Source organism: Ruminococcus flavefaciens 007c (assembly GCF_000571935.1).
GTDB classification, from domain to species: Bacteria; Bacillota; Clostridia; order Oscillospirales; family Ruminococcaceae; genus Ruminococcus; species Ruminococcus flavefaciens_F.
Map to the genome: position 1 here is coordinate 1 of NZ_ATAX01000008.1, position 14635 is coordinate 14635.

At 43.5% G+C, this 14635-nt stretch carries 14 protein-coding genes; 8 read left to right on the forward strand and 6 right to left on the reverse strand.

The features are described 5' to 3' along the window. Nucleotides 1-912: glycoside hydrolase family 11 protein (locus RF007C_RS01800; protein WP_161634862.1), on the reverse strand; the 912-nt coding region annotated here is incomplete at its 3' end. A 303-nt stretch (nucleotides 913-1215) separates the two neighbouring features. Between RF007C_RS01800 and RF007C_RS01805 the strand changes: the two genes are divergently transcribed. Further along, nucleotides 1216-1782, forward strand: coding sequence for an RNA polymerase sigma factor (locus RF007C_RS01805; protein ID WP_019679339.1), 567 nt, complete (start codon nucleotides 1216-1218; stop codon nucleotides 1780-1782). A 13-nt stretch (nucleotides 1783-1795) separates the two neighbouring features. Continuing rightward, the gene (locus RF007C_RS01810) at nucleotides 1796-3163 is read left to right on the forward strand and encodes a hypothetical protein (RefSeq protein ID WP_037296692.1); all 1368 of its coding nucleotides are present in this window, start codon (nucleotides 1796-1798) and stop codon (nucleotides 3161-3163) included. A gap of 125 nt (nucleotides 3164-3288) precedes the next feature. Here RF007C_RS01810 and rfbB read toward each other — a convergent pair whose 3' ends face one another. Beyond that, nucleotides 3289-4311, reverse strand: coding sequence for a dTDP-glucose 4,6-dehydratase (gene rfbB / locus RF007C_RS01815; protein WP_037296695.1), 1023 nt, complete (start codon nucleotides 4309-4311; stop codon nucleotides 3289-3291). Between the two features lie 12 nt (nucleotides 4312-4323). Further along, the gene (gene rfbA / locus RF007C_RS01820; protein ID WP_019679336.1) at nucleotides 4324-5208 is read right to left on the reverse strand and encodes a glucose-1-phosphate thymidylyltransferase RfbA; all 885 of its coding nucleotides are present in this window, start codon (nucleotides 5206-5208) and stop codon (nucleotides 4324-4326) included. Nucleotides 5209-5648: 440 nt separating this feature from the next. Between rfbA and RF007C_RS01825 the strand changes: the two genes are divergently transcribed. The 5 genes from RF007C_RS01825 (at nucleotide 5649) to RF007C_RS01845 (ending at nucleotide 10573) form a co-directional block, all read left to right on the forward strand. Further along, nucleotides 5649-6482 carry a hypothetical protein gene (locus tag RF007C_RS01825; protein WP_037296698.1) on the forward strand — a complete coding sequence of 278 codons (834 nt, stop codon included), beginning with the start codon at nucleotides 5649-5651 and terminating at the stop codon, nucleotides 6480-6482. Nucleotides 6483-6494: 12 nt separating this feature from the next. Beyond that, nucleotides 6495-7328 (forward strand): hypothetical protein, encoded by an 834-nt coding sequence (locus RF007C_RS01830; RefSeq protein ID WP_037296700.1) that lies wholly within the window; start codon nucleotides 6495-6497, stop codon nucleotides 7326-7328. A 223-nt stretch (nucleotides 7329-7551) separates the two neighbouring features. Further along, nucleotides 7552-8112 (forward strand): RNA polymerase sigma factor, encoded by a 561-nt coding sequence (locus tag RF007C_RS01835; protein WP_037296706.1) that lies wholly within the window; start codon nucleotides 7552-7554, stop codon nucleotides 8110-8112. 55 nt (nucleotides 8113-8167) lie between these two features. Beyond that, nucleotides 8168-9931 carry a hypothetical protein gene (locus RF007C_RS01840; RefSeq protein ID WP_152537127.1) on the forward strand — a complete coding sequence of 588 codons (1764 nt, stop codon included), beginning with the start codon at nucleotides 8168-8170 and terminating at the stop codon, nucleotides 9929-9931. A 174-nt stretch (nucleotides 9932-10105) separates the two neighbouring features. After that, nucleotides 10106-10573 carry a TspO/MBR family protein gene (locus RF007C_RS01845; protein WP_037296710.1) on the forward strand — a complete coding sequence of 156 codons (468 nt, stop codon included), beginning with the start codon at nucleotides 10106-10108 and terminating at the stop codon, nucleotides 10571-10573. 41 nt (nucleotides 10574-10614) lie between these two features. Here the strand turns inward: RF007C_RS01845 and RF007C_RS01850 are convergent, their stop codons facing one another. Genes RF007C_RS01850 through RF007C_RS01860 form a run of 3 tightly spaced genes read right to left on the reverse strand, consistent with a single transcriptional unit; the run spans nucleotide 10615 to nucleotide 13305 of the window. Further along, the gene (locus tag RF007C_RS01850; RefSeq protein WP_019679331.1) at nucleotides 10615-11133 is read right to left on the reverse strand and encodes a nitroreductase; all 519 of its coding nucleotides are present in this window, start codon (nucleotides 11131-11133) and stop codon (nucleotides 10615-10617) included. 12 nt (nucleotides 11134-11145) lie between these two features. Then, nucleotides 11146-12891 carry a 1-deoxy-D-xylulose-5-phosphate synthase gene (locus tag RF007C_RS01855; protein WP_037296712.1) on the reverse strand — a complete coding sequence of 582 codons (1746 nt, stop codon included), beginning with the start codon at nucleotides 12889-12891 and terminating at the stop codon, nucleotides 11146-11148. 3 nt (nucleotides 12892-12894) lie between these two features. Further along, on the reverse strand, nucleotides 12895-13305 hold the full coding sequence (locus RF007C_RS01860; RefSeq protein ID WP_019679329.1) for a MerR family transcriptional regulator: 411 nt from the start codon (nucleotides 13303-13305) through the stop codon (nucleotides 12895-12897). A gap of 878 nt (nucleotides 13306-14183) precedes the next feature. Here RF007C_RS01860 and RF007C_RS01865 point away from each other — a divergent pair. Beyond that, on the forward strand, nucleotides 14184-14630 hold the full coding sequence (locus RF007C_RS01865) for an RrF2 family transcriptional regulator (RefSeq protein ID WP_037296713.1): 447 nt from the start codon (nucleotides 14184-14186) through the stop codon (nucleotides 14628-14630). Nucleotides 14631-14635 lie beyond the last annotated feature (5 nt).

Consider the following 14635-nt stretch of genomic DNA (forward strand, 5'->3'; position numbering starts at 1 on the left):
ACCGCCTCCGAACTGGCTGAAATCGAAGCCGCCCTGACCGCCTCCGAACTGACTGAATTCAAAGCCGCCCTGACCGCCCTGCTGGCCGCCTCCGAACTGGCTGAAATCGAAGCCGCCCTGAGCTATCTGCGGGGTATCGCTGCTCTGTACTTCCTGCGGAGCCTCATCTCCATCCACTCCTTCGGGAGAAGACGCTGTCAGGAAACTGATCTTTTTGACATTAGCCGAACCATTTGAACGATATCCTTCAATATTGAGGGATACCTCGTAAAGAGTACCCGACATATCAAGGCCTGCCTTTGACCATGCGTCAAAATGACCTGATACATCAATAGTGCCCTTCATATAGTTTGTGGTGTTGTTCCTTGAGCCGCTGGTCTGGCGAACGCTCCAGTACTGAGGAAATGTTGCGTTGCCTTCCAGTGAGGGCTGGTTGTAACGCATCGACTTGCGTATCTTGTAGACGCTGCCGTTGAGAGTTACACTGCCGTAATTATCGGCATTTCCGGGTGGCTCCCAATCGCCCCAGCCTTCGACGATGTAGTATTCCATAAGAGGATTCTTCGTCCAGCCGTAAACGCACATATAGGAATTACCTTTGGGAGTATACTCGACATCATAGCTCAGCGTGATACGGCCCAGCTCCTTGTAGCTTTTTTTCTGACTGTCAAAGTTCTTTCCCATACGGGCAAGGAAGTTTTCAATATTGCTCCATGAGCAGGTGAACGAACCTGCAGCGGGCTCCATTGAGACCTGGCCCTGACCGTTCTGATTCCACATCTCGTAATCGTAACCGCCTATGTTGCCTCTGATCTGCTGGTCAGCGGCCGAAGCCGAAAACGGGATGCAGCTTGCGATCATCAGCGCAGAAACGGTGCCGCCGATGATCTTTCTGAGTTTGGACATTTTCATTTTTTTCACTCCTTTAAAAATGTCCCATTCCCTTTCTATATTCATTGCTATCATAATACTACAAAGAAAATACAATGTCAAGTCCCTGTAAGCAGAACAGTATCTGCATAATCTATGATAACATTACAGATACAGGAGCTTGAATCCAAAGTATTCCGAATGATTCTTATCATTGAAAAAAAGCAAAATATGTGGTAAAATACAAGAGAAAAAAATTTTTTCAGATCGGTGTAACACCTGATGCTACAGTCACGATTGTTGGATATGAAAGGTCGGCCTTACAAAATACAAGGAGGGATGAAAATGACAAGCAAGGAATTGACAGAACTGATGCAGGAATCACCTGTCGCCTGCCATAAAGCACTGGTAAAAGAATATGGCAGATATGTCTATGCTATCGTCTACAATAAGCTGAGAAGCTGCGGCACCAATGAAGATATCGAGGAATGTGTCAGTGACGTTTTTGCAGCTCTTTTCATGAAATGCAAATTTGATATATCATCCGAAAATGATTTGAAATACCTTATTTCAACTATCGCAAAAAGAAAGGCGATAGACAGCTTCAGGAGCTTATGTGCCCAGGCTAATCATATTACAGATACCGATGATGACGATATGCATGAGCTTGTCTCGGACTTCAGTGTTGACGAACACGTTGACCGCTCTGAACTCCGCCGTGTGCTCCTCAATAAGATAGAGGAACTGGGCGAGCCCGATTCAACTATACTTATCCAGAAATTCTATTATAACCGGAACTCAAAGGAAATAGCAGAAAGCGTATCCATGACGGCTATGGCGGTCAGGGCGAGATGCTCAAGAGCTATGAACAAGCTTCGCGCAAAGCTTGTTGAAGTCGGAATAACAAGATAAGGAGGGAGCAGCTATGAAAGACAAAAAAATATTCGATATTCTTGAAAATGCGGAGTACGATTCAATGAAAAAACTTATAGATAAATGCCCCGAGATCTCAGACGCTCAGCTTGACAGAATATTTTCAATGAGCGAGCGCAAATTCAGGAAAATGGAGAACGGAACAGAAAGAACAGAGAAAGATGGTAATATAACTATGACAGAAAATGATACGGTACAAGGCGTTGAGCGCAGCAGAAGACCTGTGTGGCTAACTCCTCTCAGTACAGCTGCATCAATGATACTTATCGCAGGCTTAGTTATCAGCAGTGCAGTAATGATAAGCAGAAACAAACATTCAGTTGGCGGCGGCAGCGCTCCTATACCCGCTGTTACAGCTACATCATCAAAGGTAACGGGTACGACCTATGTATCCACGGACAAAAACGGCTCACGCCTTACAACAACAGTTACAACAGCTTCTTCGGAAGTAACCACCGCCAAGTCCGATACCGAAAACGAGCAGTCATCATCAGATTCAACAGAGTTCATAAAGCCCTTCACAGGCAACTGGACCTATCAGGAATCAAGCGTAAATAATCTCGATGCAGCCGATTCGGTCATTAATAAGGGCCATGTGGAGATATTCGGCGACGCTACCTACAAGTACACCGATAATAACGGCAATACCTCAACAGGCACTATCACCAAAACCACGGAAGACATCGGCGGAACAGAGATAATAAAGCTGGATTTCTCAGGAGATACATTCATGGCAAACAGCGCTTATTATACCGAATCAAGACCTTATGAGCTCCATTTCGGCAACGGCTATGCCGCACGTCTCCTGCGTGATGAGCACGTAAACAATACTAAGACCGCCGCAGCAAGCTATAAAACCGAATATCGCAAAATCCTTGAGGATTTTGCGAATTCCGACGCATATAACGGCTTATCTGCATGGGATCTTTATGATCTGGACAATGACGGCACACCCGAGCTTCTGATCTCCGTAGGCGACTACCACGCCGCAAGCGTAAGAATATATTATTACGAAAACGGAACTGCTCATCCTGTATGCGACACCAGCGGTCAGATGGCGCATTACGGTGCTTACGGATATATAATGTACTGCGCCGCCGAACAGCTTCTGGGCACAACCGATCTCCATCTGGGTTATTATTACACATCTATGGACAGATATTCCAACCATCAGATCTTAAGAATCCATTCAACAGGCAATGACACGGGTGCAGTCGGAAAAGAGAATACTACATACACTGTTGACAACGAGACTGTAGATGAAGATACATATAATAAAATGTTAGACGAGTTCAACTCAAAGAACTGGGTACAGATCGGCGGCAGCTACAGCTTCGGAGATTACTCACCATTATCATGAATTTAAACGCAGTACCGATAAAGAAGCAAACAGCAGCTTATCGGAGAGAAATACAGAAAAGCCCCTTCTTCGGAAGGGGCTTTCTCAATAGTTTTTATTATTGCGTTTACGTAAAGGCAGTGGTTTTATGCTCTGTTGCCGTACATTTTCTCATAGTAATTGCGGTACTCGCCCGAGATGATGGTTTCCCACCATTCACGGTTGTCCAGATACCATTTAATAGTCTTTTTTATGCCGTCCTCAAACTTTGTTTCGGGAAGCCAGCCAAGCTCATTGTGGATCTTGGTGGGATCAATGGCATAACGCATATCATGTCCCTTGCGGTCGGCCACGAATGTAATAAGGCTTTCGGGCTTGCCGAGCTCCTTGCAGATGAGCTTTACAATATCGATGTTCTTCATTTCGTTATGGCCGCCTACGTTGTAGATCTCGCCGACAGTGCCTTTGTGTATTATAAGGTCAATAGCACGGCAGTGATCCTCAACATAGAGCCAGTCACGCACATTGAGGCCTTCTCCGTAAACGGGAAGAGGCTTGTCCGCAAGAGCATTGGCGATCATCAGGGGTATAAGCTTCTCGGGGAAGTGGTAGGGACCGTAGTTGTTGGAGCAGCGTGAAATAGTCACAGGCAGTCCGTATGTCCTGTGATACGCCATTACAAGGAGGTCAGCGCCCGCCTTCGATGAGCTGTAGGGGCTGCTGGTATGGATAGGAGTATCCTCCGTAAAGAAGAGATCAGGCCTGTCCAGCGGAAGATCACCGTAAACCTCGTCGGTAGATACCTGATGATAGCGTTTTATGCCGTACTTGCGGCAGGCGTCCATAAGCACCTGAGTACCGAGGATATTTGTCTGAAGGAATATCTCGGGATCTTCGATAGAACGGTCAACATGGGATTCAGCTGCAAAATTGACCACAATATCGGGTTTTTCTTCTTCAAACAGCTTATATACGGCCTGACGGTCGCATATATCAGTCTTTGAGAATCTGAAATTCTTATTGTCCATTACAGGCTCCAGTGTACTCAGATTGCCCGCATATGTAAGCTTGTCAAGGCACACTATCCTGTAATCCGGATATTTATCCAGCATATAGAAGACAAAGTTGCTTCCGATAAATCCGGCACCGCCGGTAACAAATATATTCAAAGCAGTCACTCCTTACAATACAAATTTTCCGTCCGCAACGCGGCGAAGGTGATCGCCGTAGGGGGACTTGCCGTACATATCGGCAGTTTCGAGGAGTCTCTCCCTGGTGATCCATTTTTTATAGAATGCGATCTCTTCGGGAGAGGAAACAACCACTCCCTGACGTTTCTGAACAGTCTGGATAAATACGGAAGCATCCATAAGGCTTTCCATCGTACCTGTATCGAGCCATGCAAAGCCTCTTCCGAGTATCTGTACCTTCAGGTCATTCTGTCTGAGGTATATATTGTTAAGATCGGTTATTTCAAGCTCTCCTCTTGCCGAGGGCTTCACCTGTTTTGCCATATCGCTTACGCCCTTGGGATAGAAGTAAAGACCTGTGATAGCGTAGTTTGATCTTGGTTCCGAGGGCTTTTCCTCAACAGAGACAACATTTCTCTCTTCGTCAAATTCCACGATACCGAAGCGCTCGGGATCCTGGACATAGTATCCGAATATGGTAGCTTTTCCGTTTTCCGCGTCCTTTACAGCTTCTGCCAGGTTCCTTCTGAACCAGCCGCCGTAAAAGATATTATCGCCAAGGATCATTGCACAGGTATCGTCGCCGACAAATTCTTCGCCGATAAGAAAAGCCTGGGCCAGTCCGTCGGGACTCGGCTGAACAGCATAGCTGAGGTTTATTCCCATTGAGTTTCCGTTGCCCAGTAATTCCTTGAATCTCGAAGTATCTGCCGGGGTGGAAATAATAAGAATATCGCGGATGCCTGCAAGCATTAAAGTGGACAGCGGATAGTAGATCATAGGTTTATCATATATAGGTAAAAGCTGCTTGCTTGTTACTTTTGTAAGCGGATAAAGTCTTGTGCCCGATCCGCCTGCAAGGATTATGCCTTTCATTTTTTACCCTCCCGGAGATTATTGATTTATTATCGCATTACAGACAGGCAGCTTCCGATGCAAAATCTACAATATGGATAATAATACTTGCATTATACCATAAATCAAATGAAAAATCAAGAATTATCACTGAAATTCATCAATAAACACACATTGTTGCTTCTTATCAATGGCTTTTTTTCCATATGCGGAGATGAGCTGACTTTTCGGCAGCTCTGTTTCTGCGAAGTCTGCAAACGATATGACAGATCTGCCATTTTTTGGTAAGCTGCCAAAAGGGAACGCTGTCTATTATGCCGATGAGTCGAGAATGCTCCTGAACAAACAGGAACACCTACAGCAGCGTTTTTATTACGGAGGTGCTGATAATCTGTATCTGACATCTTGTAAAATAATCCAAAATGTTATATAATAACTAAAAATGCACAGGAGGAACAACCGTGAAAAAACTAATCACACTATTTGCTGCAGCAATTACTGCATTAGTATGCCTGACTTCATGCGGCAGGACTTCAACAAAAACTAAAGAACTCAACGACTGGCAGAAGGAAGTTCTTGCAGCAGAGGGACTTCCCACAGATGCTGACCAGCTGACAGACTCTCAACTGCGCTCAATTCAGCGTATCTACGAGATGATAACCTATCTCAACGAAAAGTATAATGAGGAATTCATCTATGGAGGATACCTTGAGCCTGCGGCAAATCAGACGGAAACGCTGTATGCTTATCCTCGGCTGTTGGGCGCTGATTACGGCAGAAATACCGTTACCGTCAGGGCAACAAAGGACGGTTTTACTGATGATTACAGTGACAGATCGGTCGTTGATTATTACAATGAGCTTGTCACAAATTTCATTCATGATTATTTCAATTCTGATGATTTTGCGGTATTTATTAGTGTAAACGCCTGTAATATAACCAAAGGTGAGGTAGTGAACGGGGATTTTCAATGGAAAATTGGCGTTCATGATGCTATTATTCTTGACGAAAAAATCTGTTCTGCGGATTCAATCGAAGAATTTGCTGTTAATTTTGCAAAATATCTTTATGAGCATAAGATGGATGGAAGACATCGAATAGATATAATAAAGAATGGCAATATTTCAGATATAGCATATAATAATTTTTCAAATTACTATGAAGATGAATATGACATAGGATTTTATGATTTTAGTTTTAATTCCGATAAAAGGAAAATATATGTAGACTCTCATTTTGAAAAGTGGGAGCAAAATGAATATACAATAGAAGATTTCTTTTCTAAATATAATTAAAAAGGTGTAAAAATGAAAAAGATATTTTCAGTTATCACAGCAGCAGTAATGATATCGGCTATGTTCTCCTGCGGTGCAAAAGATAGAACTAAATCAGTGAATAACCTTAACGACTGGCAGAAGGAAGTGCTTGCAGCAGAGGGACTTCCCACAGAGGCTGACCAGCTGACAGACTCTCAACTGCGCTCAATTCAGCGTATCTATGAGATGATAACCTATCTCAATGAGAAGTATGACGAGGAGTTCATCTATGGGGGATACCTCGAACCGGCGGCAAATCAGACAGAGACGCTGTATGCATATCCACGTTTGTTAGGGAATGATTACGGCAGGAATACCGTTACAGTCAAAGCAGCTGGCAGCGGTTTTACCGACGATTACAGTGACAGGTCTATCGTTGACTATGCCGAAGAAATGGCAAATGACTTTATGAAGGATTATTTTGATTCAGATCAGGTCATTGCTTTTTTCAAAGTCAACGCCTGTGATATTAAGAAAAATGAGGTGGAAAACGGTGATTTCCAGTGGAAACTCGGCGTTTCTGACATCATCTTTGTAAATGAAGATATTTGCAACACAGATCAGGTGGAAGAATTTGCTGTTAATTATGCTAAATGGCTTTATGAGCATGAATTAGACGGGCGTCATAGAATTAATATAGTCAAGGATATAGATGTTACACAAATAACATATGGAGAAATATCGGATATCTATGATTATGACAATTATTTAGGATTTTATGATTTCCTTTTTGATTCAAGCAAAAAAAACATCCTACAATGTGAGCATTTAAATGGAAATCGAGCGCAACATGATTATGCTGTCGAAGAATATTTTAATAATTAATAAAGGAGTATGTTTAAATGTTACTAAATGGAGAATACATTGAAAAAATATCTGACTAATACTCTAAAATCATCATATCCAACAAAAAATAAGCAAGAAACACAGCATATTTCATAAGATTCGGAATATTTAAAAAAAATGCAGAATAAAGCGCGTAGTTTTTCCTTATTTTATCGTCTAACAAGTGAAAGCGGATAAAAAAGCTTTCAGAAAGGAACAGTCTATGGATAACGGTGCAAGTAGCTACCGCCGTTTTCGTGACAATGGTGATGTACACGGATTAGATGAGATCATAATAGAATACAGTGACGGTCTGATACTGTACCTGACAAGCGTTGTCGGAAACATTCAGACGGCGGAAGAGCTTGCTGAGGATACCTTTGTCCTGCTTGGAACAAAAAAGCCCAAGTTCAGGGAAAAAAGCTCGTTCAAGACATGGCTCTATGCTATAGGCAGGAATATTGCCATAGATCACCTGCGCAAATACACTAAAAAGTCCTGTGTTTCTATTGAAGATACACCCGAATCGATAAGTGATGAAGCTGATGTTGAAGAAGCATACATCAAAAAAGAACAGCAGATAATCGTCCACAAGGCGATGCGAAAGCTTCCTCCGAAATATCAGCAGGTGTTATGGCTCATATATTTTGAAGGGTTCAGCAGTAAGGAAGCTGCAAAGATAATGAAAAAGAGTCTCCGCAGCGTAGAGTCTATCCTGTATCGTGCCCGAAAATCACTCAGATCACAGCTTGAAACGGAAGGTTTTGAATATGTTGAAACATGAAACAATGATCGAGAATGTACACCGCCGCATAGCTCAATATGAGGAGGAGAAGAAAATGAAACATTCTAAATTCAAAAAAATTATTTCTGCCATAAAGCCGGAAACAAAAACAAATAAAACAAGTGAAGAAGAATATATTGAGGTCGAAAGCAATACAGAGCGACTGAACAGCTCAAACCGTATTATGCGCATAGTAAGTACCATGGCAGCAGGCGCAGTTCTTATATCAGGTTTAGGTGCCACAGGTTATATGCTTCACAAGAATAAGGCAAAGAATATTGATCTCAGCGAAGTAGCAGAACCCACACAATCAACCAAAGATGCTTCGGACGCTGCTGCCGAACCTGCTTCGGTATCACCCTTCGGAGACTTCAATCAGATTTATTTCTGGTTTGATTCCGATTATTACGACGATCCGTATTTAAACGATCCCGATCATATCGGTGATTCCCTTTCAAACGAGACCTATAACAGGATCGCAAATTACCTGAATGCTTTTAACTGGGGAGAAGGCAGAGAGATCGCAGAAGAGGATGTTCCCGATATTGCTAATTATGACGGCAAGGGCTATTATATAAGCTGGAAAACAGGAGATGTGTACTCCGATGTCCTTATTACGGAAGACGGAAAAGCATATTATGTCGCCAGAAAGTGTACTCCAAGAGGCGAAAGCTTTGATTATCCGATCATCGAAAGCAAGGTCTATGATATTGACTTTGCAACCTTCAAAAAGGACATAGATGAAATACTGATCCAGAATGTAACGGACTCAAATGATATACTCACTCCGAGAGATATAAAAAGGCTTTCTGAGGGCGAATTCCTGTCTGCTGAGCTGAAATATGAGATGAACGGCAACAGCGCAAAGAAACTCCCTGACGATGATGCAGCGAAAAAGTCCATTGAAATATTCCTCAGAGATGATTTACTGTCTATGCTGAGAAAAAGTTCTTCCATCAGCTCATTTGATAATGAATTGATGTATACTGCGGTTCGTTATTTTAAAACAACTGACACAGTAACACGCAGGGAAACTTATTTTATCTATAACGACGGAACAGTCAGCCTCTGTTCATACGATGTCTTGAACACAGGTGAGAATATACCGACAGGCACGGAATACTTCCATGTTGATATAAATACTTTTGAAACAAAGCTTAATGAAGCACTGGCTCATAAGTATGAGGAAAAGGCTCCTGAAAAGACAGAAGACAAAAAGAACAGTAATAATTCCGAAAATGTTCAGACAACCACCGAAAGTAGCAATAAATCCGAAAATATACAGACAACTACCGAGAACAGCAAAAACGAAAATAAGCCTGCAAACGATGAAAAACCGGGACAGGAAACAAACGGAAGAGAAGATCAGCCTGCAATTCCCGAAGAAAACGAGACCGAAGACGTGTATAATGTATATACTCTGACAAAGCCCGGCGTTTACATCTATGATGAAAACAATAAAATCATTGCAACGCCCAAAACGCATAATGTTGAAATGCTCGATAACTTTGTAAAGGAAAAGCTGGATCCTGTCATCGAAAAGCATACTTCACTCACTACATATTCCGACAATAATATTCCATTGTGCTCCGTCTTAAGGATATATAAAGACAATGACGGTAATCTGAAGTATTCAGACTTCCTGATATATGATGACGGTCAGATACTTGTATACTTTTATGAGTACGGAAATTACGAATACGGGTATTATGCAAATGAAGAAAAGACCTGGATCCCTCACGGAAGTGACGGCAGCGCTCTGGATTATGAAGAGTTCAGAACGGCTTTGGACCAGTTATTAAAGGATTCTGCATTATAATCAGACAAAACAAGAACAAAAGAAGATAATATAACCCTATAAAAGGTAAACTAACAGTTTGCCGATACAAAAAGCCGGGATAACAAATCCCGGCTTTTTTATACATCCTGCAAAGCAGAAATACGAATGATACCACTCTTTACGGCATATACTTTACCGAAAGGGTGATGAATCATGAAGATCAGATGGACTGACCTTATAATCCATATCGTCGGAGCCGAGCTTGTGGGAGCCTTATCGGCTGCACTGTCAGGCGGCAGCTTTTCCGTATTTTACCAGGCCCTTGAAAAGCCGGCGTTTGCACCGCCGGGATGGATTTTTCCCGCGGTGTGGAGCATATTGTACGCACTTATGGGGATATCGGCTTACCTGATATGGAAAAGCGACGTATCGGGCAAAAAACCTGCGATGCTGCTGTACTTCAGCCAGCTTTTTGCAAATTTCCTGTGGTCTCCCGTATTTTTCGGCCTGAAGTCATTAAAGGGCGCGGCAGTTATTGCAATAGCTCTGCTTATACTCATAACCGCTATGATGATCTCGTTTTACCGTATATGCAAAGCTGCCGCATATCTGAATATCCCATATCTGCTGTGGGCTGTATTTGCAGCATACCTCACCATCGGGATACTTGTGTTGCAATGAGCAAGGAGCCATAAAGAAATGTTCTTTATGGCTCCTGTTTTTTATTCTATCCAGTATATGTAATTATCCTTTCTCGGCGACGGAACAGGCTGCTCACAGTCTGCATAACCAAGTATACAGTGTCCTATTCCCTCGTAGTCGCCATCTATACCGAGACTGCGCAGTATCTCCCTGCCCTCCTCGGATTCGAATTCTTCCTTGGCACGGTGTATCCAGCAGCTTGAAATGCCGCAGGCATGAGCTGCATTCAGCAGGTTCCCCATAACAAGACTGCCATCGCAGATATAAGTCGGCTTAGACTTATCCGCAAGAACTACCAGTACCACGGGAGCATTGTAGAACGGATCCATAGCCGCACCCATTACCTTAGCATTCATTGCTGAAAGGCGGTCGCGCATCTCCTTATTTGTAACAGCGATTATGACAGGCGACTGCCAGTTCATACCCGTCGGAGCGTAGGTGCCTGCTTCCAGTATTTTTTCAATGATCTCCTTCGGTACCATATCCGACTTGAATTTTTTAATGCTTCTTCTTGTTATAAGGTTATTATAAGCGTCCATAATTATTTCTCCTTAGAAAATATCGTTATATATCTGCTGTGGTGTGAGATGATTTGCCTTCAGTACCTCGGGGACTATGTATCTGTCAAGAAATTCCTTTTTAAGACCGTAATTGTATACCTTCATATCTGAAGCTCCGTAGAATCGGGCTATCTTCTCTCCGAAGCCGCCGTTGAGTATACCGTCCTCAAGGGTTATCACAACGGAATGGCCGTCTTTGAGCTGTTCGAGCATCTCCTCGTCGATACCTGTGATGTAACGGGGATTTATCAGCGTGGGAGCCGTACCAGTTTTTTCGGTTATGAGGTCTGCCAGCTTCTCTCCTATCTGATAGAAGTCTCCCAGGGCGATAATGGCTGTATCCCTGCCCTGCCGGGTTATCCTGTACTTGTTTATGCCGCTGTAGTCAGTATCCACAGGCATATCCGTGTGTATCACTCCGTTGCAGGGCATCCTTATTGCAACGGGATAGCTGTCCTGCTCGATGCTCCAGTCCAGCATAGCAAAGTATTCCTCGCAGCTGGCAGGTGCAAGGTAAACAAGATTCGGAATGTTTGACATCATGGGTATATCATAAATGCCCAGGTGAGTTATGTCGTGCATACCATAGACGGAAGCCGTATTTACCAGAAGTGTGGCAGGATTACTGTTAATGCACAGATCCTGAGAGATCTGGTCATATGTCCGCTGGAAGAAACTGGAATGAGTAGCGAATACAGGCTTGCCGCCGTTTCTTGCAATGCCCGAAGCCATAGCCACCGCGTGTTCTTCTGCGATACCCACGTCTATGAACTGCTTTCCCGCTTCCTTCCTCTTGTCCTCGGTGAAACCGATACATACCGGAACAGCTGCCACCATTGTGACCACGCTCTTGTCGGCTTTCATCTTCTTCATAAGGAAATCGCAGGTCATATCGCCGTAGTTCTCGCCGCCGTCCCTGAATGTATCTTTTCCCGTCGCGGGATCAAAGGGCATATGCCAGTGCCAGTCCTCTTTATTTGCCTCCGCAGGCTCATAGCCCTTGCCCTTGAGGGTATTGATGTGCACTGCTATTGGATGATCCGTGTCTTTAACCTTGCGGAATGCCTCTATAAGCTCCGCAATATCGTTTCCTTCGGATACATAGATATAATCCAGTCCCATTGCCCTGAAAAGGTTGCAGCTGCACTTTCCTTCGGAATCGCGGAGTGCTTTCAGATTCTTATAGAGTCCGCCGTGATTCTCGGCAATTGACATATCGTTGTCGTTAACGAGGATAATAAAATTGCTTTCAAGCTCCGAAGCAAAGTCGATACCCTCAAGGGCTTCTCCGCCGCTGAGAGAGCCGTCGCCGATAATTGCGATAACATTGCCGCTTTCACCTTTCAGATCCCTGGCCTTTGCAAGTCCGCAGGCAAGACTCACCGATGTGGAGGTATGCCCCACGTTGAAAAAGTCATGCTCGCTTTCTCCGGGATTGGTATAGCCTGATATCCCGCCGAACTGCCCGTCATCGAAGAAGGCTTCCTTTCGACCTGTCAGCATCTTGTGGGTATAGCACTGATGAGAAACATCGAATACGAATTTGTCCTTCGGTGAATCAAAAACGTAATGCAGAGCTATGGTGGCTTCCACAAATCCGAGGTTAGGCCCCACATGGCCGCCGCGCTTTGAAAGACGGTTCATAAGGCCTGTCCTTATCTCGGAAGCCAGTATGTTAAGCTGTTCTGTGTCAAGTGCTTTGATGTCTTTCGGTGAATTGATGTTTTCGATATACATTTTTTACTCCTTTGATTTATTGCAGCAACAGCAGCTGTTGTCGTCCCATTCAAGCCTGCCTGTTTCCACAGCTCTTTCGTATACTTTTATCTTGCCGTCCATTTTTTCAAGAGCGTCGTCTATCTTCCTGCGCTCTGCAAGGATAAGATCTCTTGCCTCCTTCAGAAGTTCACATCTTGCCTTTATGGTATGGTCTCCCTCCCTGAAAAGCCTTACATACTCAATAAGAAGCTCTATCGGCATCCCTGCACTTCTGAAACAGGTGGCAGTCTCTACCCATTTGATGTCATCTTCGGTATAATCACGTATACCGCCCGATGTGCGATGTACCTCGGGGATAACTCCCACACGCTCGTAGTATCTGAGTGTATCGGGACTGACATTGAATTTACTGCATACTGCTTTTATTGTCAAAACGTATCACCTCCTGTTATCTATATAAATTATACATCCTGGAGTTAACTCCAAGTCAATAGCATGAACGTAATTTCATTATCATGCACAATGTGTACTTCCTGTCTTTGTACACTTTGACAAGTACATACATAGGATACCAAAGGAGATCTGTCCCATGCCCTGAATCCGTCAGGCACTTAGCAGCCGTTATGGAAAGCTCCCCGCGTATCGGCATGAGCTTCTTTATGGACGCAGAGCCGTCTGGATGCAGAAAAAAGACCGACTGTTTTATCAATCGGTCTCGTCATACTATATCCTCTATCCGCCCGAACCTTATGAAAGCTCGTGAGAATATATTATTATTCTTCTCCGGTATCAGTCACGCTGCTGTCATCAGATGACGCAGGGGGCTCAAAAACAATAGTCCCTGTTTCTGTACGAATGAAATACATACTGCTGCAAAACACTTTTCTGAAAAAGCTAATGGAACTCTTCAGCATCACAACTGCCACCTTTCTGATTATTTTACGGCACATATTATTTAAGGAGTATCTTCCGATCTATCAGATCTTCAACATCGCTGTGATCTCCACATTCGCTCTGTACAAATGAGCACTGAGCGAAAAATGTGCTGTATGGGATCCTTTCTTGTTACCATCTGTACAGCTCCTTTCCCTTGGTATGTCTACATTATACCCTGTATACCGCGGTTTGTCCAATCCATGTTTTTGATGGGGAGCTATAAGAACAAACTATATATCCCCATATAATGCGCCATTACTGCCCTATAAGTCTTTATAGACAAATTTTATAGCCAAAGCACTTGAAATTACGGCTTTTGTATGGTATACTTATTACACCGATAGGAATTGTAAACAGTAAAGGAGCGAAATAAAATGAGAGTATCATCAAAAGTAGAATGCGGTATTATTGCACTTATCGACATAGCAGTCAATTCCCAAGGCAATAACATAGTAAAGCTGAATGCCGTATCCAGGAGGAATAATATCTCAGCTAAATACCTTGAACAGATCGTGCCGCTTCTTAAACACGCTGATTTTCTCAAAAGCGTTAAAGGCTCGGGAGGTGGATATGCCCTTGCCCGCGATCCTGCCAACATAACACTCAACGAGATAGTAAACGCACTTGATGAAACTATATTTGCGCCTTCCACGTTCAACGACCAGCTCGAAACAACCGCGACCGACACAATATCAGAGTGCTTATGGGAACCTGTCAACAATTATCTCATGCAGTTCTCAAAAAGCCTCACTTTAAAGGATCTTGCTGACAAATTCACAGAAAAACATACAAGTGAGATCGAACCCATGTATTATATCTGATCTGA